The following is a 21,038-nucleotide window of genomic DNA, read 5'->3' on the forward strand; positions in this document are numbered from 1 at the left end:
TAACAATTAACCGATACGCCGCCTTCGCGCTGGATGAGTCAGCCATGGCGCGGCGTACCTGTCCGGTGGGAGGATGCTTTGAGCACGACTAATCATGATCACCACGTCTATGTTCTGATGGGCGTTTCCGGCAGCGGGAAATCCGCTGTCGCCAGCGAAGTGGCGCATCAACTGCATGCCGCGTTTCTCGACGGCGACTTTCTGCATCCGCGCAGCAACATCACTAAGATGGCCTCCGGTGAGCCGCTGAACGATGATGACCGCACGCCGTGGCTGCAGGCGCTGAATGACGCCGCGTTTGCTATGCAGCGTACCAACAAGGTGTCGCTGATCGTCTGCTCGGCGCTGAAGAAGAGCTATCGCGACATTCTGCGCAAGGGCAACCCGAACCTCTCCTTCATCTATCTGAAAGGCGATTTCGACGTGATCGAAAACCGTCTGAAGGCACGCAAAGGACACTTCTTCAAAACCCAAATGTTGGTGACGCAGTTTGAAACGCTGCAGGAACCAGGCGCCGACGAGAGCGATGTGCTTATCGTCGATATCGACCAGCCGCTGGAAGGCGTGGTGGCCAGCACCATCGAGGTGATCAACAAAGGCAGTCACTAGTGAGTACTTTAACGCTTGTTTTAACAGCAGTCGGCTCGGTATTGCTGCTGCTGTTTTTAGTCATGAAAGCGCGGATGCACGCCTTCGTGGCTTTGATGGTGGTTTCTATTGGTGCAGGTCTTTTCTCCGGCATGCCGCTGGATAAAATCGCGGCGACGATGGAGAAAGGGATGGGCGGTACGCTGGGCTTCCTGGCGATCGTCGTCGCGCTCGGCGCGATGTTCGGTAAGATCCTGCATGAAACGGGGGCGGTCGATCAGATTGCCGTCAAGATGCTCAAATCCTTCGGCCACAACCGCGCGCACTATGCGATTGGTCTTGCCGGTCTTATCTGCGCGCTGCCGCTGTTCTTCGAAGTGGCCATTGTCCTGCTGATCAGCGTCGCTTTCTCGATGGCGCGCCATACCGGCACTAACCTCGTGAAGCTGGTGATCCCGCTGTTTGCAGGGGTGGCCGCCGCCGCCGCGTTCCTGCTTCCCGGGCCGGCGCCGATGCTGCTGGCGTCGCAAATGCACGCCGACTTTGGCTGGATGATCCTGATTGGCCTGTGCGCCGCGATCCCGGGGATGATTATCGCCGGTCCGTTGTGGGGTAACTTCATTAGCCGCTACGTTGAGCTGCATATTCCTGACGATATCAGCGAACCGCATCTCGGCGAAGGCAAAATGCCCTCCTTCGGCTTTAGCCTGTCGCTGATCCTGCTGCCGCTGGTGCTGGTGGGTCTAAAAACCATCGCCGCGCGCTTTGTGCCGGTGGGTTCCACTGCCTACGAATGGTTCGAGTTTATCGGCCATCCGTTCACCGCGATCCTGGTTGCCTGCCTGGTCGCGATCTACGGCCTGGCGATGCGCCAGGGGATGGCGAAAGACCGCGTGATGGAGATCTGTGGCCACGCGCTGCAGCCGGCGGGGATTATCCTGCTGGTGATCGGCGCCGGCGGCGTCTTCAAGCAGGTGCTGGTTGACTCCGGCGTCGGCCCGGCGCTCGGCGAAGCGCTGACAGGCCTGGGTCTGCCGATTGCGATTACCTGCTTCGTGTTGGCGGCTGCCGTCCGTATCATTCAGGGCTCTGCCACCGTTGCTTGTCTGACGGCGGTTGGCCTGGTGATGCCGGTCATTGAGCAACTGAACTACAGCGGCGCGCAGATGGCAGCGTTGTCTATCTGTATCGCCGGCGGCTCGATTGTGGTGAGCCACGTGAACGATGCCGGCTTCTGGCTGTTCGGTAAATTTACCGGTGCGACGGAAGCCCAGACGCTGAAAACCTGGACCATGATGGAAACCATCCTGGGTACCACCGGGGCGATTGTCGGTATGATCGCTTTCCAGCTGCTGAGCTAAGCCCGCTCACCTCCCGCTCGCGGGGTATAAAAAGCCAGGGTAACGCTGCTTACCCTGGCTTCTTTGTAATAAGCCGCCCTTTTTCCCCCTTTTCCTTGCCTGCTATTCGCCCTTATTAGCGCTACGACGATACTCGTATCCCTCGTCAGCCCTTGCTGTGCCTGGGTTTGATGCGTTTATTTGGCAAGCGGTAAATCACCTGATTTCGCGCTCAATCCATAATCAGGATCAATAAAATAGCAACGGAAAATATTCCATTGCGCAGGGGATTTCCCCGATAATCGTTGCGTTTTTGACGACGACCAGCGACGGTGGACAATGTGCAGGATAAGTTGCTTTTCTGATTGTTCAGCAATCATTGATTAATTTCACTTGCGACTTTAGCTGCATTTTGTAAGGTGAGGGATAATCCAGTTGGAAACTGGCCAGGCACAAACAGCACACACCTCGCAGGAATACGTTATGAAAAATGTTGGTTTTATCGGCTGGCGCGGAATGGTCGGCTCTGTTCTCATGCAACGCATGGTTGAAGAGCGCGATTTCGACGCCATTCGCCCGGTGTTCTTCTCTACCTCCCAGCTGGGACAGCCAGCGCCGTCATTCGGCGGTAGCACCGGTGGCACGCTTCAGGATGCGTTCGATCTGGACGCGCTGAAGGCACTGGACATTATTGTCACGTGCCAGGGCGGCGATTACACCAACGAGATTTACCCGAAGCTGCGCGAAAGCGGCTGGCAGGGTTACTGGATTGACGCCGCCTCTTCGCTGCGCATGAAGGACGATGCGATCATTATCCTCGACCCGGTTAACCAGGACGTGATCACCGCCGGCCTGAATAATGGCGTCAAAACCTTTGTCGGCGGCAACTGTACCGTTAGCCTGATGCTGATGTCCCTCGGCGGCCTGTTTGCCCAGGATCTGGTGGAGTGGGTCAGCGTGGCAACGTACCAGGCGGCTTCCGGCGGCGGCGCGCGTCATATGCGCGAGCTGCTGAGCCAGATGGGTCAGCTGCACAACCATGTTGCGGCAGAGCTGGCGAATCCGGCTTCCGCCATTCTGGATATCGAGCGCAAAGTGACGTCGCTGACCCGCAGCGGCGAGCTGCCGGTGGATAACTTCGGCGTACCGCTGGCGGGCAGCCTGATCCCGTGGATCGACAAACAGCTGGATAACGGCCAGAGCCGCGAAGAGTGGAAAGGCCAGGCGGAGACCAACAAGATCCTCGCCACCTCGTCCGTTATCCCGGTAGACGGCCTGTGCGTCCGCGTTGGCGCGCTGCGCTGCCACAGCCAGGCGTTCACCATCAAGCTGAAGAAAGATGTGTCTATCCCGACCGTTGAGGAGCTGCTGGCCGCGCACAACCCGTGGGCCAAAGTGGTCCCGAACGATCGTGAGATTACCATGCGCGAGCTGACCCCAGCCGCGGTGACGGGCACCCTGACCACCCCGGTAGGGCGCCTGCGTAAACTGAATATGGGGCCGGAGTATCTGTCGGCCTTTACCGTTGGCGACCAGCTGTTGTGGGGCGCTGCGGAGCCGCTGCGCCGGATGCTTCGCCAGCTGGCGTAAGCGCAGGATGAACATAAAGGGGGTCTTCAAGCCCCCTTTTTTTTTGCGTAATACAAGGAGTAAACGCGGATGTTAGATTTTTCCCCACGGAGGTAACTCAGCCTTGGCTATGCTTTAAGTAAGGAATTCCTTACCTGAAGGTGGGACGGAGCAGGAGGATGCTGAGAGCACTGCGCCGTTCAGGTCAAAAAAAGTCGCCAGTTACAGGAATGAGCGACACTTACAACAGGATGAAAGCATGTCTAATCATATTGATAGAGACGTGATTAATGCGCTAATCGCCGGTCATTTCGCGGATCCCTTTTCCGTGCTCGGCATGCACCGTACTGACGCCGGGCTGGAAGTACGCGCATTATTACCCGATGCCACCGACGTGTGGGTTATTGAACCGAAAACCGGACGCAAAGTCGGCAAGCTCGAATGCCTCGACTCGCGTGGTTTCTTCAGCGGCGTCCTGCCACGTCGCAAAAACGCCTTTCGCTATCAGTTGGCCGTCACCTGGCACGGGCAGCAGAATCTGATTGATGACCCTTATCGCTTTGGTCCGCTGTTGCAGGATCTTGACGTCTGGCTGCTGTCCGAAGGGACCCACCTGCGCCCTTACGAAACGCTGGGCGCGCACGCTGCCACCATGGACGGCGTCACCGGTACCCGTTTCTCGGTGTGGGCGCCGAATGCCCGCCGCGTGTCGGTGGTGGGGCAGTTTAACTACTGGGATGGCAGACGCCACCCGATGCGATTCCGCAAAGAGTCCGGGATCTGGGAGCTGTTCGTTCCCGGCGCGCATAATGGCCAGCTGTATAAATTCGAACTGATTGACGCCCACGGCCATCTGCGGGTCAAAGCCGACCCTTACGCCTTTGAGTCGCAAATGCGTCCGGAAAGCGCCTCGCTTATCTGCGATCTGCCGCCCAAAGTGGAACAGCCGGCGGACCGCAAAGCGGCGAACCAGTTCGATGCCCCGATCTCTATCTATGAAGTGCATCTCGGCTCCTGGCGCCGTCATACCGACAATAATTTCTGGCTGAGCTACCGCGAGCTGGCCGACCAGCTGGTGCCCTACGCCAAATGGATGGGCTTCACCCATCTCGAACTGCTGCCGGTAAACGAGCACCCGTTCGACGGCAGCTGGGGCTATCAACCCACCGGGCTCTATGCGCCGACCCGCCGTTTCGGCACCCGCGATGATTTCCGTTACTTTATCAACGCCGCGCACGCCGCCGGGCTGAACGTCATTCTTGACTGGGTGCCCGGCCACTTCCCGGCGGATGATTTTGCCCTTGCCTCGTTTGACGGTACTTCGCTGTATGAGCACAGCGATCCACGCGAGGGGTATCACCAGGACTGGAATACCCTGATCTACAACTATGGTCGCCGCGAAGTCAGCAACTTCCTCGTCGGTAACGCGCTGTACTGGATCGAGCGCTTCGGTATTGATGCCCTGCGGGTCGACGCGGTGGCCTCAATGATCTATCGCGATTACAGCCGCAAGGCAGGTGAGTGGATCCCCAACGAATACGGCGGCCGGGAAAATCTGGAAGCTATTGAGTTTCTGCGCAGCACCAACCGCATCCTCGGCGAACAGACGCCGGGCGCGGTGACGATGGCGGAAGAGTCCACCGATTTTGCTGGGGTGACCCGTCCGCCAGCCGGCGGCGGCCTCGGTTTCTGGTTCAAATGGAACCTCGGCTGGATGCACGACACCCTGGATTACATGAAGCTCGATCCGGTGCATCGCCGCTACCATCATGACAAAATGACCTTCGGCATGCTCTACAACTACACCGAAAATTTTGTGCTGCCGCTCTCCCACGATGAAGTGGTGCACGGCAAAAAATCGATTCTCGACCGCATGCCGGGGGATGCCTGGCAGAAGTTTGCCAACCTGCGCGCCTACTACGGCTGGCTGTTCGCCTTCCCGGGTAAAAAACTGCTGTTTATGGGCAATGAGTTCGCTCAAGGCCGCGAGTGGAACCACGACGGCAGCCTCGACTGGCATCTGCTGGAGGGCGGCGACAACTGGCACCATGGCGTCCAGCGACTGGTGCGTGACCTGAACCATACCTACCGTCACCATAAAGCGCTGCACGAGCTGGATTTTGACCCCTACGGTTTCGAATGGCTGGTGGTCGACGACCATGAGCGTTCGGTGTTTGTCTTTGTGCGCCGCGACCGGGCCGGGAATGAGATTATCGTCGCCAGCAACTTCACGCCGGTGCCGCGCCATGACTACCGCTTCGGCATTAACCAGCCGGGACGCTGGCGCGAGGCGTTGAATACCGACTCCATGCACTATCACGGCAGCAACCAGGGTAACGGCGGTGTGGTGGAGAGCGACGCGATCGCCAGCCATGGCCGCGAACACTCGCTATCGTTGACCCTGCCTCCGCTGGCGACGATCTGGCTGGTCCGGGAGGCGCAATGACCTCACTGGCGGCAGGCAAACCTGCGCCGTTGGGCGCCAGCTATGACGGCAAGGGCGTGAATTTCGCCCTCTTCTCCGCCCATGCGGAGCGGGTGGAGCTGTGCGTATTCGACGAGCAGGGCAACGAGCAACGCGTCGATCTCCCGGCGCGCAGCGGCGACATCTGGCACGGCTGGCTGGACGCTGCCGGGCCGGGCCTGCGCTACGGCTATCGGGTGCATGGTCCCTGGGACCCGGCGCAGGGGCACCGCTTTAACCCGGCGAAGCTGCTGCTCGATCCCTGCGCGTATCGGGTCGAGGGCGATCTGCCGGATGACGAACGCCTGCATGGTGGAATGTGGGAGCCGGATCATCGCGACAGCGCCGCAATCGCGCCAAAATCGCAAGTGGTGGATCTGCATTACGACTGGCGGGGCGATAAGCCGCCGCGTACCCCGTGGGGGGAAACGGTGATTTATGAAGCGCACGTGAAAGGGCTCACCCTGTTGCACCCGCAGCTGCCGGAAGCCATTCGCGGAACTTATAAGGCGCTGGGCCACCCGGTGATGATCGCTTACTTCAAATCGCTGGGCATCAGCGCCCTCGAGCTGTTGCCGGTAGCGCAGTTCGCCAGCGAGCCGCGACTGCAGCGGATGGGCTTGAGCAACTACTGGGGCTACAACCCGCTGGCATGGTCCGCGCTGGATCCGCGCTATGCCAGCGATCCCGCGCGTGCCCTCGATGAGTTTCGTGATGCGGTTAAGGCGCTTCATGCCGCCGGCATCGAGGTGATTCTGGATATCGTGCTCAACCATAGCGCGGAAATTGATCTCGAAGGGCCCACCGTCTCCCTGCGCGGAATCGACAACCGTAGCTATTATTGGGTAAGGGAGGATGGCGATTATCACAACTGGACCGGCTGCGGTAATACGCTCAATCTCAGCCACCCCGGGGTGGTGGAATGGGCGCGCCAATGTTTGCGCTTCTGGGTGGATGAGTGCCATGTTGACGGCTTTCGCTTCGACCTCGCCTCAGTGATGGGGCGGACGCCGGAATTCCGCCAGGATGCGCCGCTGTTCGAGGCTATCCGCCGCGACAGCGTGCTGTCGCAGGTGAAACTGATTGCGGAACCCTGGGATATCGGCCCGGGCGGCTATCAGGTGGCTAATTTCCCACCGCTGTTCGCCGAATGGAATGACCATTTTCGCGATATTTCCCGTCGTTTCTGGCTGCAGCAAAACGTCTCCCTCGGTGACTTTGCGCAACGCTTCGCGGCCTCCAGCGATCTCTTTGCTCGCGATGGCAAACGGCCGTCGGCGACGGTGAACCTGGTGACGGCCCACGATGGCTTCACGCTCCGCGACTGCGTCTGTTTCAATCAGAAACACAATGAGGCAAACGGGGAGGAGAATCGCGATGGGACTAACAATAACTACAGCAACAATCATGGTATAGAGGGATTAGACGCCAATCTTGCGGTGATTGAACGGCGGCGCGCCAGCGTGCATGCGCTATTGACGACGCTGCTGCTGGCTCAGGGGACGCCAATGCTGCTGGCGGGCGATGAGCAGGGCCACAGCCAGCACGGCAACAATAATGCCTACTGCCAGGATAACGCGTTGACCTGGCTGGACTGGCGTCAGGCGAACCCGGGATTAACCGCGTTTACCGCGGCGCTGATCCACCTGCGCCGTCGCATTCCAGCGCTCACCCGCAACCGCTGGTGGCAGGAGGGCGATGGCAATGTCCGCTGGCTTAATCGCAACGCCCAGCCGCTGACTGCCGGGGAGTGGCAGCAGGGCGCAGCGTGTATGCAGATCCAGTTGTCTGATCGCTGGCTGCTCACGCTGAACGCCACCGCAGAGGTGGTCGATATGGTTTTACCTGAGGGGGAATGGCGCGCCGTTCCTCCCTTCGCCGGAGAGGATAATCCGGTCATCATGGCTGTCTGGCATGGGCCCGCGCACGGAGTGTGCGTATTTCAAAGGTCGTAATCCCTGAAGCTTCCGGTTGAACTCGTGGCGGCGGCGCGGCGGGATGAGAAGGAAAGCTGGGGTGTAAAAAGGAGTTAATCATGGTTAGGCTTGAAAAAAACGATCCGCTGATGCTGGCGCGTCAATTACCCATCAAATCCGTGGCGTTGATCCTCGCGGGCGGGCGTGGCACCCGGCTCAAGGATCTCACCATTAAGCGTGCGAAACCTGCCGTTCACTTCGGCGGCAAGTTCCGTATTATCGATTTCGCATTATCTAACTGCATTAACTCAGGGATCCGCCGTATCGGCGTCATCACCCAGTATCAGTCGCACACGCTGGTGCAGCACATCCAGCGCGGCTGGTCGTTCTTCAGCGAAGAGATGAATGAGTTTGTCGATCTGCTGCCAGCCCAGCAGCGCGTGCACGGCGAAAACTGGTATCGCGGCACGGCGGACGCAGTGACGCAGAACCTGGACATCATCCGCCGCTACAAAGCGGAGTACGTGGTGATCCTCGCGGGCGATCATATTTATAAGCAGGATTACTCGCGCATGCTGATTGACCATGTCGAAAAAGGGGCGCGTTGCACCGTGGCCTGCATGCCGGTGCCCATTGAAGAGGCATCCGCCTTCGGCGTCATGGCGGTCGATGAAAACGAAAAAATCATTGAGTTCGTCGAGAAACCCGCTAACCCGCCGGCGATGCCAACCGACCCGACCAAATCACTGGCCAGTATGGGCATTTATATCTTTGACGCCGCCTATCTTTATGAGCTGCTGGAAGAAGACGATCGCAACGAAAACTCCAGCCACGATTTCGGCAAAGATATCATTCCGAAGATCACTGAAGCTGGCATGGCTTATGCACATCCTTTCCCGCTCTCCTGCGTGCAGTCTGACCCGAACGCTGAGCCGTACTGGCGCGATGTGGGAACGCTGGAGGCCTACTGGAAGGCCAACCTCGATCTGGCGTCAGTCACGCCGGAGCTGGATATGTACGACCAGAACTGGCCGATCCGCACCCATATGGAATCGCTGCCGCCGGCGAAGTTCGTCCAGGACCGCTCCGGTAGCCACGGCATGACCCTGAACTCGCTGGTTTCCGGCGGCTGCATTATCTCCGGGTCGGTGGTGGTGCAGTCGGTGCTGTTCCCGCGCGTGCGGGTGAACTCATTCTGTAACATTGATTCGGCAGTCTTGTTGCCAGATGTCTGGGTGGGGCGCTCATGCCGCCTGCGTCGCTGCGTGATTGACCGCGCCTGCGTCATCCCGGAAGGTATGGTGATTGGTGAGAACGCGGAAGAGGATGCACGCCGCTTCTATCGCTCAGAGGAAGGTATCGTGCTGGTGACCCGCGACATGCTGCGGAAATTGGGGCACAAACAGGAGCGCTAATGCAGGTCTTACATGTATGTTCTGAGATGTTCCCGCTGTTAAAGACGGGCGGTCTGGCGGACGTCATCGGCGCACTGCCGGCGGCGCAAATTGCGGAGGGTATCGACACCCGCGTGCTGTTGCCGGCGTTTCCCGATATCCGCCGCGGCGTGGTGGATGCCCAGGTGGTAACCCGCCGCGATACCTTCGCCGGGCGGATCACGCTGCTGTACGGCCACTTTAACGGCGTGGGGATCTACCTGATAGACGCCCCGCATCTCTATGACCGGCCGGGGAGCCCATACCACGATACCAACCAGCACGCTTATACCGACAACGTCCTGCGCTTTGCGCTGCTGGGCTGGGTGGGAAGCGAAATGGCCAGCGGACTGGATCCGTTCTGGCGCCCGGATGTGGTGCATGCCCATGACTGGCACGCCGGCCTGACGCCGGCCTACCTGGCGGCGCGCGGACGCCCGGCTAAATCGGTCTTTACCGTGCACAACCTGGCCTACCAGGGGATGTTTTACTCCTGGCATATGAATGATATCGAGCTGCCGTGGTCGTTTTACAACATGCATGGCCTCGAGTTTAACGGTCAGATCTCGTTTCTGAAGGCCGGTCTTTACTACGCCGACCATATTACGGCGGTAAGCCCGACCTACGCGCGCGAGATCACCGAACCGCAATACGCCTACGGCATGGAAGGGCTGCTGCGCCAGCGCCATCATGAAGGACGGCTGTCGGGGATCCTCAACGGCGTTGACGACGGTATCTGGAGTCCGCAAAACGATCTGCTGCTGCCGATGCGCTACGATCGCGACACGCTGGAGGAGAAGGCGGAGAACAAGCGTCAGCTGCAGATTGCGATGGGCCTGAAGGTCGATGACAAAGCGCCGCTGTTTGCCGTGGTCAGCCGCCTGACCAGCCAGAAAGGGCTGGATCTGGTGCTCGAAGCGCTGCCGGGTCTGCTTGAGCAGGGCGGCCAGCTGGCGCTGCTGGGCGCCGGCGATCCGGTGCTGCAGGAAGGTTTCCTCGCCGCCGCCGCCGAACATCCGGGCAAAGTGGGGGTGCAGATTGGCTACCATGAGGCCTTCTCCCATCGCATTATGGGCGGCGCCGACGTCATTCTGGTGCCGAGCCGCTTTGAACCGTGCGGCTTAACTCAGCTGTATGGTCTGAAGTACGGCACGCTGCCGCTGGTGCGCCGCACCGGGGGGCTGGCGGACACGGTCTCTGACAGTTCGCTGGAGAACCTTGCCGATGGTCTGGCGACAGGGTTTGTCTTTGAGGACAGCAATGCGCTGTCATTGCTGCGCGCTATCCGTCGCGCCTTTGTTCTCTGGTCGCGCCCGTCGCTCTGGCGCTATGTGCAGCGTCAGGCGATGAATATGGATTTTAGCTGGCAGGTTGCCGCGAACTCCTATCGCGAACTTTATCAACGCTTGATGTAACCACTGGAGTCATTGTTATGAATGTACCCTTTAGCTATGCATCACCGACGCTGAGCGTTGAGGCGTTAAAGCACTCTATTGCCTATAAGCTGATGTTTATCATCGGTAAAGATCCGGCCATCGCCAACAAGCATGAATGGCTTAACGCCACGCTGTTTGCCGTCCGCGATCGCATGGTGGAGCGCTGGCTGCGCTCCAACCGCGCGCAGCTCTCGCAGGAAGTGCGCCAGGTATACTATCTGTCGATGGAGTTCCTGATTGGCCGTACCCTCTCTAACGCGCTGCTGTCGCTGGGCATTTATGACGATGTGAGCAGCGCACTGGCGGAGATGGGGCTCGATCTGGAAGAGCTGATCGATGAAGAGAATGACCCCGGTCTTGGCAACGGCGGTCTGGGACGTCTGGCGGCCTGCTTCCTGGATTCCCTGGCGGCGCTGGGTCTGCCGGGACGCGGTTACGGGATCCGCTACGACTACGGGATGTTTAAACAGAATATCGTCGATGGCCGACAAAAAGAGTCCCCTGACTACTGGCTGGAGTACGGTAACCCGTGGGAGTTTGAGCGCCACAACACCCGCTACAAAGTGCGTTTCGGCGGCCGCATTCAGCAGGAAGGAAAGAAAACCCGCTGGATTGAGACGGAAGAGATTATTGCGGAAGCCTACGACCAGATCATCCCCGGCTTTGACACCGATGCCACCAACACGCTGCGTCTGTGGAGCGCGCAGGCCAGTAGCGAAATTAACCTTGGTAAATTCAACCAGGGCGACTACTTCGCTGCGGTAGAGGATAAAAACCACTCCGAAAACGTCTCCCGCGTGCTCTATCCGGATGACTCGACCTACTCCGGACGCGAGCTGCGTCTGCGCCAGGAGTATTTCCTCGTGTCGGCGACGGTACAGGATATTTTGAGCCGCCATTACATGTTGCATAAGACCTTTGACAACCTGGCGGACAAGATTGCCATTCACCTCAATGACACCCACCCGGTGCTGTCAATACCGGAGCTGATGCGCCTGCTTATCGACGAACATAAATTCAGCTGGGACGAGGCGTTCGAGGTGACCTGTCAGGTCTTCTCCTATACCAACCATACGCTGATGAGCGAGGCGCTTGAGACCTGGCCGGTGGATATGCTGGGCAAAATTCTGCCGCGCCATCTGCAGATTATCTTCGAGATTAACGATTACTTCCTCAAGACCCTGCAGGAGCAGTATCCCAATGATACCGCGCTGCTCAGCCGAACCTCGATTATCGACGAGTCCAACGGCCGTCGCGTGCGGATGGCCTGGCTGGCGGTGGTGGTCAGCCACAAGGTCAACGGCGTGTCGGAGCTGCATTCGCGGCTGATGGTGGAGTCGCTGTTTGCCGAATTCGCTAAAATCTTCCCGATGCGCTTTACCAACGTCACCAACGGCGTCACGCCGCGCCGCTGGCTGGCGCTGGCCAACCCGCCGTTGTCGAAAGTGTTGGATGAGCATATCGGCCGCACCTGGCGGACCGATCTGAGCCAGCTTGACGAGCTGAAGCAGCATATCGACTATCCGACGGTCAATCAGGCGGTGCGTCAGGCTAAACTGGAAAACAAACAGCGGCTGGCCAGCTATATTGCGCAGCAGCTTAATGTGGTGGTGAATCCGAAGGCGCTGTTTGATGTGCAGATCAAACGCATCCACGAGTACAAACGCCAGCTGATGAATGTGCTGCACGTCATTACCCGCTATAACCGGATCAAAGCCGATCCGCAGGCGGAGTGGGTGCCGCGAGTGAACATTTTCGCCGGTAAGGCGGCCTCGGCTTACTACATGGCCAAGCATATTATTCACCTGATCAACGATGTGGCCGCGGTGATCAATAACGATCCGCAGATTGGCGACAAGCTGAAGGTGGTCTTTATCCCCAACTACAGCGTCAGCCTGGCGCAGCTGATTATTCCGGCGGCAGACCTGTCGGAACAGATCTCCCTCGCAGGCACTGAAGCTTCCGGCACCAGCAATATGAAGTTTGCCCTTAACGGAGCGCTGACTATCGGCACCCTCGACGGGGCGAACGTGGAGATGCAGGAGCACGTGGGCGAAGAGAATATCTTTATCTTCGGCAACACCGCGGAAGAGGTGGAGGAGCTACGTCGCAGCGGCTATAAACCACGCGAATACTACGAGCAGGATGAAGAGCTTCACCAGGCGCTGACGCAGATCGGTACCGGCGTGTTCAGCCCGGCGGAACCGGGGCGCTACCGCGACCTGCTGGATTCGCTGATTAACTTTGGCGACCACTACCAGGTGCTGGCGGACTATCGCAGCTATGTGGACTGTCAGGATCGCGTCGACGAGCTGTATCAACATCCGGAAGAGTGGGCCTATAAGGCGATGCTGAATATTGCCAACATGGGCTACTTCTCCTCTGACCGGACGATCCAGGAGTACGCGAAATATATCTGGCATATCGACCCGGTAAGGCTGTAAGCCAGTCAATGCAACTCAACGGGGCCATTTGGCCCCGTTTCTGTCTGTGCGGAGAACGTTTTATTCGGAAAAGTGCCGGGGAGGATTCAGGCTATTGCGGGAATATACTATTGACGTGAATTCGCCAGCAGTACGATAAATGCTCAATAAGTTTACGTTCATAGCCTAATGGCTATAATATGGATGATAGCCTTTAGGCTATGAGGGATCGCCTATGTGGGATGTAGAAACGACGGATACGTTTGATGCCTGGTTCGAATTACAAAGTAGAGCTTTAAAAGAGGATATGTTGGCCACGATGCTCATCTTATCTGATTTTGGTCCGCAGCTTGGGCGCCCGTATGTTGATACGGTGAAAGATTCAACGTTTCAGAATATGAAAGAACTCCGGGTTCAGCATCATGGGCTCCCCATCCGCGCCTTTTTTGCTTTTGATCCTCTGCGGAAAGCTATCGTTTTATGTGCGGGCAATAAGGATGGCATGAATGAGAAACGTTTTTACAAAGAGATGATTACTCTGGCTGACAGAGAATTCAGCCAACACCTGACTAAGGAGCGATAATGGCCACGCTAAAAGAACTCATGGCGAAACAGAGTCCTGAAAGCCAGCAGCGTATTGCAGCGAAAGCGGCAGAGATACGCCAGTCTGTCGCTTTAAACTTGCTTCGAGAAGAGTTGCAAATGTCGCAAACAGAGATGGCTGCGGCTATGGGGGTAAAGCAGCCAACGATCGCTAAAATGGAACAGGCTGATAACGATCCGCGGCTTTCGACCCTAAAACGCTACATTGCGGCACTGGGGGGAGAACTCAGTATAAATGTCACATTGCCGACTGGAAAAAAAGTCTCGTTTAATTTGTGAACAGGTATCCGGGCCAAGCGCAAGCCATAGCCCGGGTATTTCTCTCCTGGCGCCGCGCGATGTCAGGACGCTAACGACAGTTCAGACTTTCCCGCATGCTGCGCCAGCCATTCGCTGATGCGCGCTTGCTGCTCGGCATTCAGCCACATGCCCTGTTTGGTACGACGCCAGATGGCGTCATCCAGGCTGCGCACCCATTCGTGCTCAACCAGATATTTCAGCTCGGCTTCATAAAACTCATGGCCGAAATCTTCCCCCAGATCGCTCAGGGCGCTGGCTTCCTTCAGGATCCACTCGCTGTTGCTCCCGTAGGTGCGGGCATAATGGCGGGCCAGTGATTCGCTGATGAACGGGAAGCGACGGCGCAGTTTTGCTGCATAGTCGTCGCGGTCGCCGCCGATATCGCCGCCGGGGAGCACCGCGGTTTTGGTCCATGCCGGGCCGATCCCTTTGTAATAGGGAGTCAGTTTTTCCAGCGCATGCTCGGCCAGTTTGCGATAGGTGGTCAGCTTCCCGCCGAAGACGGAGAGCAGCGGCGCCTGGCCGTTCTCATCGTGAATATCCAGCGTGTAGTCGCGGGTGATCGCCTGCGGCGAATCCGACTCGTCATCACACAGCGGACGGACGCCGGAGTAGGTCCAGACGATATCGTCCCGGCTGAGAGTCTTTTTAAAGTGCGCGTTATAGACGTTCAGCAGGTAATTAATCTCTTTATCATCAATGGCTACCGCTTTCGGATCGCCCTTATACTCGACGTCCGTCGTGCCGATGATGGAGAACTCATCCATCCACGGGATAACAAACACAATACGTTTATCTTCGTTTTGCAGAATATAGGCCTGCTTCTGAGTATGCACTCGCGGCACCACGATGTGGCTGCCCTTGATCAGGCGGATACCGTAAGGCGAGCGCAGATGCATCCCTTCGTCGAAGAACTGTTTGACCCATGGACCGGTGGCATTGACCAGACCGCGCGCCTTCCAGGTAAACTTCTCGCCGCTATCGATATCTTCCGCTTCCACCACCCACAGGCCATTCTCTCGTTTTGCCGAGATGGCGCGAGTGCGGGTCCGCACTTCGCCGCCTTTGCGGACAACCATCTGCGCGTTGGCCAGCACCAGGCGGGCATCGTCGACCCAGCAGTCGGAATATTCGAAACCGCGCACAATTTCCGGCTTAAGTACCGATTCTGCGCCAAAACGCAAGCCGGTGGAGCCCGGCAGGCTGGTGCGTTTGCCCAGATGATCGTACATAAACAAGCCGATACGGATCATCCATGCCGGACGCAGATGCGGACGATGCGGGAGACGAAAGCGCATCGGGAAGGCGATATGCGGAGCCATTTTTAACAGCACTTCACGCTCGGCCAGCGCTTCGCTGACCAGGCGGAACTCATAGTGTTCGAGGTAGCGTAGCCCGCCGTGGATAAGTTTGGAACTGGCGCTGGAGGTAGCGCAGGCGAGATCGCGCGCTTCCAGCATCAGTACGGATAAACCCCGCCCGGCGGCATCTGCCGCGATACCGGCACCGTTGATGCCTCCGCCTATCACAATCAGATCTTTGGTTTCCACGTTCTTACCCTCTCACACTTTCGTTTAAGCTCACAAATGCTCGATATCGCTCACTATAGCAAACAAACGCGCTTTTGGTAACATCAAAAAAACATTTTGGAGTGATGGGTGTAACATATTGGCGTTTCTTTACCGCCTGACGGTACACTACAGGGTAAAATTGGGCCGGCCATCGCCCGTCATGACGAGAAAGAGAAGAGAATCATGGAACAGTTTGAATGTATCAACGTTGAAGAAGCGCACCAGAAGCTGCATCAGCAGACGGCGGTGCTGGTGGATATCCGCGATCCGCAAAGCTATGCGATGGGCCATACGCCGGGCGCGTTTCATCTGACCAACGATACGCTGGGCGCGTTTATGCGTGACCACGACTTTGACACGGCGGTGATGGTGATGTGCTATCACGGCAACAGCAGCAAGGGCGCCGCGCAGTATCTGCTACAGCAGGGGTTTGATAAGGTCTACAGCGTTGATGGCGGGTTCGACGCCTGGCATCGCCATTTCCCGGCGGAAGTGGCGCACGGGACGTTTTAACGGCTGGCAGGTATACTATCCCCCTTTGTGTGGAATAAGCGATTCGCTGCATGTTAATGATTACCTCTTTTGCCAATCCACGGGTGGCCCAGGCGTTTGTCGATTATATGGCGACGCAGGGGATTATCCTGACCATTCAGCAGCACGCCCAGAGCGACGTCTGGCTGGCTGATGAGAGTCAGGCCGGGCGTGTCAGGGCTGAGCTGGCCCGCTTCCTTGAGAACCCGGCGGACCCGCGTTATCTGGCGGCGAGCTGGCAGTCCGGACAGACCAATAGCGGGTTGCGCTATCAGCGCTTTCCTTTCTTTGCCACGCTGCGGCATAACGCCGGCCCGTTCACCTGGGCGATTCTGCTCATCTGCATCGCGGTGTTTATCCTGCAAAATCTGTTGGGCGATCAGCCGGTGATGATTTGGCTGGCCTGGCCCTACGATCCTTCGCTGCAGTTCGAAGCCTGGCGCTATTTCAGCCATGCTTTCATGCATTTCTCGCTGATGCATATTCTCTTCAACCTGCTATGGTGGTGGTATCTCGGCGGCGCGGTGGAAAAACGCATCGGCAGCGGCAAACTGGTGGTGATCACCGTTATCAGCGCCCTGTTGAGCGGCTTCGTGCAGCATCAGTTTAGCGGCCCGTGGTTTGGCGGCTTATCGGGCGTGGTCTATGCGCTGATGGGCTACGTCTGGCTGCGGGGCGAGCGCGATCCGCAGAGCGGTATTTATCTGCAGCGCGGGTTGATACTCTTTTCTTTAGTGTGGTTAATTGCTGGCTGGTTTGACGTTTTCGGCATGGCGATCGCTAACGGCGCGCATGTGGCTGGTCTGGCGACCGGCCTGGCGATGGCGTTTGTTGATACCTTACATGGGCGAAAACGCGCATAAAGACTTACCGACAGGGGTCGGGTAGGCGATATTTTTCCAGGGATATTTCATGAAACAAACACAACGTCATGACGCGATTATCGAGCTGGTAAAAAAACAGGGTTACGTCAGCACGGAAGAGCTGGTTGAGCAGTTCGCGGTCAGCCCGCAGACCATCCGCCGCGACCTGAATGATTTAGCCGAACAGAAAATGATCCTCCGCCATCACGGCGGCGCGGCGCTGCCCTCCAGCTCGGTGAACACCTCCTGGCACGATCGCAAAGCGACCCAGACGGCGGAAAAAGAGCGTATCGCCCGGCGGGTAGCCAGCGAGATCCCCGACGGGGCGACGCTGTTTATTGATATCGGCACCACGCCGGAAGCGGTGGCGCACGCCCTGCTCGATCACCACGATTTGCGCATTGTCACCAATAACCTGAACGTGGCCAACACGCTGATGGTTAAAGAGGACTTCCGCATTATTCTCGCCGGTGGTGAACTGCGTAGTCGCGACGGCGGGATCATTGGGGAAGCGACCCTGGATTTTATCTCGCAGTTCCGTCTCGACTTCGGCATTCTTGGCATCAGCGGCGTCGACAGCGATGGCTCGCTGCTGGAGTTTGATTATCATGAAGTGCGCACCAAGCGCGCGATCATTGAGAATTCACGCCACGTGATGCTGGTGGTGGATCATACCAAGTTTGGCCGCAATGCGATGGTCAATATGGGTAGTATCAGTATGGTCGATGCGGTCTATACCGACGTGCTGCCGCCGGCGGGCGTGCTGAAGGTCATCACCGATAACAACCTCCAGCTGGAGCTGTGCTAAACGGCAACGGCGTCGTCAGACGCCGTATCCCATCATTTTGAGTAACTGCTGAGCATGCTGCACCGCGTCCTGCCGGTGGGCGACGCCCAGTTTCTGATACAGGTTGCGAATGTGGGTCTTGATGGTGGTGGCCGCCACGTCAAGCTCGCCGGCAATCTGCTCGTTGCTGTAACCGGAATAGATTAAGCCAAGCACCTGCCATTCGCGCTGGGTCAGCGGGCTGGTGCGGATAAGCTCCGGCACCTCCGGGTGATTCAGCAGCCGCTCGACGAACCCTTCGTCAAAGTGGGCGAATTTGTGGCGATGATGCTGGTTGATGTCGCGCAGAATACGCTGGGCACGGTGTTGCTCCAGCTCCGGCAGAGTGTTTAGCTGGATCAGCTGGCGCAGCTGCTGAGCCATCGCCTCGCCTTCAATCACAAAGTGGTTGATAAAGCCGGTGCGGTTGGCGAGCGTCAGGGCTTCGAGCAAGGCTTTCTGCGCTTCGCTCTTGCGTCCTGCCTGCCAGTACAGTTGGTTGAGCAGCAGCAGGTTGCGGTTGAGATCGCTCATCAAACGCAGCGAACGCGCATTTTCGTTCAGCTCTTCCAGCACCATTTCCGCCGGTTCGAAATCGCCCAGCAGGATCTGCGCCCGGGCAATGTTGCGCCACTGGCTCTGCAGGAAGTGGTTGTTGGCGAATTCCGGCTTCGGCGTCTGGCGCAGCCAGTTGGCCGCCGCGGTTTTATCGCCGGTCATCTGCCAGTAGATCACCCGCACCTTATCGGCGTTGGAGACCCAGTCGCTGTGATAATGACCGTTACCGAGCAGGTTTTCCAGCCGGTTCAGGTGGCTGCGGGCATTATCGAGATCGCCGCGCGCCAGCGAGCACTGGACCATCAGCGCCAGACACTGCAGCTGCTGCTGCGGCTGATAAGTTGAGAGAACGTCCATTCCCTGGCGGGCGCAGGCTTCAGCTTCGTCGAGGCGCGCCCATGCCCACAGCAGCTGAGAACGGATGCGCAGCAGGAACTCATGCATCGGCAACTGCTCAAGGTGCTGTTCACGCACCAGCTGGAAGGCTTTCTCCTGGCTCTCCCAGGCAGCCTGCAGGAAGCCCTGGGCAAAGAGAATTTCACTTTGCTGAATAATGCTCCACAGCGCGTAATGCCACACGTCGTGACGGCGGGCCATCTGTTCGGTCTGCTGCATCACGGCGAGGGATTTGGTCAGTTTCCCCTTGCAATGGAGGACTTCGCCATGCACCGAGGTGGCGACGATGCGGCTGTAATAGTTGGCCAGCGGCAGCTCTTCCAGGGCCACCATCGACAGACGTTCCGCTTCGTCCTGGTCGCCGTCGTTAATCGCTACCTGTGCGCGCAGCGCGTTGAAATCGCCATGCATCGCGGTGTCCATTTCCACACTCATCTCCTGCTCGGCGCGCGCCAGCAGGGTGTTGACTTCGCTGTAACGATGCTGGCTCTGCATCAGCCAGGCCTGCAGCAGGATCAGGCGCGGATTTTCCAGCAGATTTGACCAGGGCAGCGCCGACAGCGACTGCTCCAGCAGCCCTAGTTCGCTATGGTTAAACATGCCCCAGGCGTGGTTGAGTAAGATATCGCGCAGCATTTTGGCATCGCCAGCGGCCAGCGCATGATGAATGGCCTCGCTGGGGAACCCTTGCGCCATCCAGCTTTCCGCCGCAGCGCGGTGGATCTCCGGCAGTTCAACCGCCAGCTCCCACTGACAACGCTGGCGCAGGAAGCTGCCAAACAGCGGGTGATAGCGGAACCATTCACCGGAATCATCCATCCGCTGCAGGAATAGCCCCTGGCGTTCGATCTCCTCCAGCTGCATCTGGCCATTCTCTTCGCCGGTGACGCGCACGATTAACGCGTCGTTCATCGAGCGCAGCAGAGAACTCTTCAGCAAAAAGTTACGCGTGCGGGCGTCGACGTTATCCAGTACTTCATCCACCAGATAATCCGACAGATGGCTGGCGTTAATCCCGGCGAGGCGGCGGGCGGAGTGTTGGGCGGAAGAGTTATTCTGGCGGGCGGAGAGGGCGATGAGCTGCAGCGCGGTGGCCCACCCGGCGACATCGTCGCACAGCCGGCTGCTGTCGTCGGCTTCGATTGGCGACGTCAGACGGCAGTCGAAAAATTGTTTCGCTTCCTGGTGGGTAAAGGCCAGCTGCTGGCTGCCAATCTCCAGAAGCTGATCGCGGACGCGCAGGTTGGCAATGCCCAGCTGCGGCAGGTTACGCGACAGCACCACCAGGGTCATATTCTCCGGCTGATGGCGCAGGAAAAAGCGCATCGCGTCATGGATCACCGGATTATTGATCAGGTGATAATCATCAATGACGAGGTACAGCGGGCGCTGCCAGTCGGCGAGTTCAATAAACAGCTGCGCAAAAAGAGAGGAGAGGCTGGCGTACTGGCGCTTTTGCACCATCGCTTCACTGGCCGCGCAGTGGTTGCCGGTAGCCTGCTGGATCGCCGCGATCAGATAGCTGGCAAAACGCTCCTGCTGATTGTCGCCTTCGTCCAGCGAAAACCACCCGAGATCGTTTTTACCCGCGGCCCACTGAGAAATGAGCGTTGTTTTACCGTACCCGGCAGGGCTGGTGATCAGCACGAGACGATAATTGTTCGCGCCGGAAAGTTTCGCCAGTAAACGCTCACGAACCACAGTGTGTTCAAGGCGGACCGGACGACTTAATTTTGACGGAATCAACATAGTTCTACATTTCGCTGTGCAAGAGAGAGGTTGCGATTTTTTTTGCGCTTCGTAATTAATATCTAATAAGGTCGGTGATTATGAAATTTATTGCAAGTTATGTCCGAACTTTATGCTCTTGAATTTGCTCTATGTCACAAATTTTGACATTGGTTGAGAATGGGGAAAAATCGCAGGCAGAACTCGCCGCCAGCGGTTTTCAGGCGGCGGCTGGCGGAGCGGGGAGAGATTTATTTTATGTGAAGAGTAGTTGTTTGTTTTTATTAAATTATTGTCAGAGATTTCTTAGAAGTAATCTTTTTTGCGGATCAATGTGATGAAATGTGCTTATTTCTCCAGAGCTCTCTATTTATTTTTTTAATAACCTGGCGAGAGGCGGAAAGATTTTTAGCGCGTATTGGCCTGTAACAAATTTTTTCCCTGCGGACGTAACCTCTCGATTGTCATATCGCGGTGATTTTTACAGCATATT

General features: G+C 57.7%; 15 protein-coding genes and 1 pseudogene. 13 read left to right on the forward strand and 3 right to left on the reverse strand.

The window, feature by feature from the left end:
* Positions 1–78 precede the first annotated feature (78 nt).
* Positions 79–609, forward strand: a complete 531-nt coding sequence (gene gntK, locus AC3EMD_RS01640; protein WP_012540395.1) for a gluconokinase — start codon at positions 79–81, stop codon at positions 607–609.
* Positions 609–1,949: a gluconate transporter gene (gene gntU / locus AC3EMD_RS01645; protein WP_008806984.1), complete on the forward strand. Its 1,341-nt coding sequence runs from the start codon at positions 609–611 to the stop codon at positions 1,947–1,949. Before gntK ends, gntU begins: the two co-directional genes overlap by 1 nt.
* Here gntU and AC3EMD_RS01650 read toward each other — a convergent pair.
* A pseudogene (locus tag AC3EMD_RS01650) lies at positions 1,946–2,308 on the reverse strand (hypothetical protein). The gene gntU and the pseudogene AC3EMD_RS01650 overlap by 4 nt on opposite strands.
* A gap of 103 nt (positions 2,309–2,411) precedes the next feature.
* Between AC3EMD_RS01650 and asd the strand changes: the two are divergent.
* From asd to AC3EMD_RS01690, 8 genes are all read left to right on the forward strand, one after another.
* Positions 2,412–3,518, forward strand: a complete 1,107-nt coding sequence (gene asd, locus AC3EMD_RS01655; RefSeq protein WP_012540397.1) for an aspartate-semialdehyde dehydrogenase — start codon at positions 2,412–2,414, stop codon at positions 3,516–3,518.
* 238 nt (positions 3,519–3,756) lie between these two features.
* Positions 3,757–5,943: a 1,4-alpha-glucan branching enzyme gene (gene glgB, locus AC3EMD_RS01660; RefSeq protein ID WP_008806987.1), complete on the forward strand. Its 2,187-nt coding sequence runs from the start codon at positions 3,757–3,759 to the stop codon at positions 5,941–5,943.
* A complete protein-coding gene (gene glgX / locus AC3EMD_RS01665) occupies positions 5,940–7,916 on the forward strand; it encodes a glycogen debranching protein GlgX (protein WP_023340784.1) in 1,977 nt (658 codons plus the stop codon). Before glgB ends, glgX begins: the two co-directional genes overlap by 4 nt.
* 80 nt (positions 7,917–7,996) lie before the next feature.
* The gene (gene glgC, locus AC3EMD_RS01670; protein WP_008806989.1) at positions 7,997–9,292 is read left to right on the forward strand and encodes a glucose-1-phosphate adenylyltransferase; all 1,296 of its coding nucleotides are present in this window, start codon (positions 7,997–7,999) and stop codon (positions 9,290–9,292) included.
* Complete coding sequence (gene glgA / locus AC3EMD_RS01675; RefSeq protein WP_004202133.1) at positions 9,292–10,725, forward strand: glycogen synthase GlgA; 1,434 nt, start codon at positions 9,292–9,294, stop codon at positions 10,723–10,725. Before glgC ends, glgA begins: the two co-directional genes overlap by 1 nt.
* 17 nt (positions 10,726–10,742) lie before the next feature.
* Positions 10,743–13,190, forward strand: coding sequence for a glycogen phosphorylase (glgP, locus tag AC3EMD_RS01680; protein ID WP_008806990.1), 2,448 nt, complete (start codon positions 10,743–10,745; stop codon positions 13,188–13,190).
* A gap of 214 nt (positions 13,191–13,404) precedes the next feature.
* Positions 13,405–13,752 carry a type II toxin-antitoxin system RelE/ParE family toxin gene (locus AC3EMD_RS01685; RefSeq protein WP_302073906.1) on the forward strand — a complete coding sequence of 116 codons (348 nt, stop codon included), beginning with the start codon at positions 13,405–13,407 and terminating at the stop codon, positions 13,750–13,752.
* A complete protein-coding gene (locus AC3EMD_RS01690; RefSeq protein WP_008806992.1) occupies positions 13,752–14,051 on the forward strand; it encodes a helix-turn-helix domain-containing protein in 300 nt (99 codons plus the stop codon). The genes AC3EMD_RS01685 and AC3EMD_RS01690 overlap by 1 nt, the downstream gene beginning before the upstream one ends.
* Before the next feature lie 62 nt (positions 14,052–14,113).
* Here the strand turns inward: AC3EMD_RS01690 and glpD are convergent, their stop codons facing one another.
* Positions 14,114–15,622: a glycerol-3-phosphate dehydrogenase gene (gene glpD, locus AC3EMD_RS01695; protein WP_008806993.1), complete on the reverse strand. Its 1,509-nt coding sequence runs from the start codon at positions 15,620–15,622 to the stop codon at positions 14,114–14,116.
* 204 nt (positions 15,623–15,826) lie between these two features.
* Between glpD and glpE the strand changes: the two genes are divergently transcribed.
* Genes glpE through AC3EMD_RS01710 form a run of 3 tightly spaced genes read left to right on the forward strand, consistent with a single transcriptional unit; the run spans position 15,827 to position 17,845 of the window.
* Complete coding sequence (gene glpE / locus AC3EMD_RS01700) at positions 15,827–16,156, forward strand: thiosulfate sulfurtransferase GlpE (protein ID WP_004202138.1); 330 nt, start codon at positions 15,827–15,829, stop codon at positions 16,154–16,156.
* Positions 16,157–16,206: 50 nt separating this feature from the next.
* Positions 16,207–17,037 carry a rhomboid family intramembrane serine protease GlpG gene (glpG, locus tag AC3EMD_RS01705; RefSeq protein ID WP_008806994.1) on the forward strand — a complete coding sequence of 277 codons (831 nt, stop codon included), beginning with the start codon at positions 16,207–16,209 and terminating at the stop codon, positions 17,035–17,037.
* 49 nt (positions 17,038–17,086) lie between these two features.
* Positions 17,087–17,845: a DeoR/GlpR family transcriptional regulator gene (locus AC3EMD_RS01710; RefSeq protein ID WP_008806995.1), complete on the forward strand. Its 759-nt coding sequence runs from the start codon at positions 17,087–17,089 to the stop codon at positions 17,843–17,845.
* A gap of 15 nt (positions 17,846–17,860) precedes the next feature.
* On the opposite strand, the gene malT is transcribed toward AC3EMD_RS01710, so the two are convergent.
* Positions 17,861–20,566: an HTH-type transcriptional regulator MalT gene (malT, locus tag AC3EMD_RS01715; protein WP_008806996.1), complete on the reverse strand. Its 2,706-nt coding sequence runs from the start codon at positions 20,564–20,566 to the stop codon at positions 17,861–17,863.
* Between the last annotated feature and the right edge of the window lie 472 nt (positions 20,567–21,038).

This window comes from Klebsiella sp. PK18 (assembly GCF_057784655.1).

Excerpts from the sequence above, each read along its gene's own strand:
- asd (WP_012540397.1), top strand. The coding sequence starts at position 2,412 with ATGAAAAATGTTGGTTTTATCGGCTGGCGCGGAATGGTCGGCTCTGTT.
- glgB (WP_008806987.1), top strand. The coding sequence starts at position 3,757 with ATGTCTAATCATATTGATAGAGACGTGATTAATGCGCTAATCGCCGGT.
- glgX (WP_023340784.1), top strand. The coding sequence starts at position 5,940 with ATGACCTCACTGGCGGCAGGCAAACCTGCGCCGTTGGGCGCCAGCTAT.
- glgC (WP_008806989.1), top strand. The coding sequence starts at position 7,997 with ATGGTTAGGCTTGAAAAAAACGATCCGCTGATGCTGGCGCGTCAATTA.
- glgA (WP_004202133.1), top strand. The coding sequence starts at position 9,292 with ATGCAGGTCTTACATGTATGTTCTGAGATGTTCCCGCTGTTAAAGACG.
- glgP (WP_008806990.1), top strand. The coding sequence starts at position 10,743 with ATGAATGTACCCTTTAGCTATGCATCACCGACGCTGAGCGTTGAGGCG.
- AC3EMD_RS01685 (WP_302073906.1), top strand. The coding sequence starts at position 13,405 with ATGTGGGATGTAGAAACGACGGATACGTTTGATGCCTGGTTCGAATTA.
- AC3EMD_RS01690 (WP_008806992.1), top strand. The coding sequence starts at position 13,752 with ATGGCCACGCTAAAAGAACTCATGGCGAAACAGAGTCCTGAAAGCCAG.
- glpE (WP_004202138.1), top strand. The coding sequence starts at position 15,827 with ATGGAACAGTTTGAATGTATCAACGTTGAAGAAGCGCACCAGAAGCTG.
- glpG (WP_008806994.1), top strand. The coding sequence starts at position 16,207 with ATGTTAATGATTACCTCTTTTGCCAATCCACGGGTGGCCCAGGCGTTT.
- AC3EMD_RS01710 (WP_008806995.1), top strand. The coding sequence starts at position 17,087 with ATGAAACAAACACAACGTCATGACGCGATTATCGAGCTGGTAAAAAAA.
- malT (WP_008806996.1), bottom strand. The coding sequence starts at position 20,566 with ATGTTGATTCCGTCAAAATTAAGTCGTCCGGTCCGCCTTGAACACACT.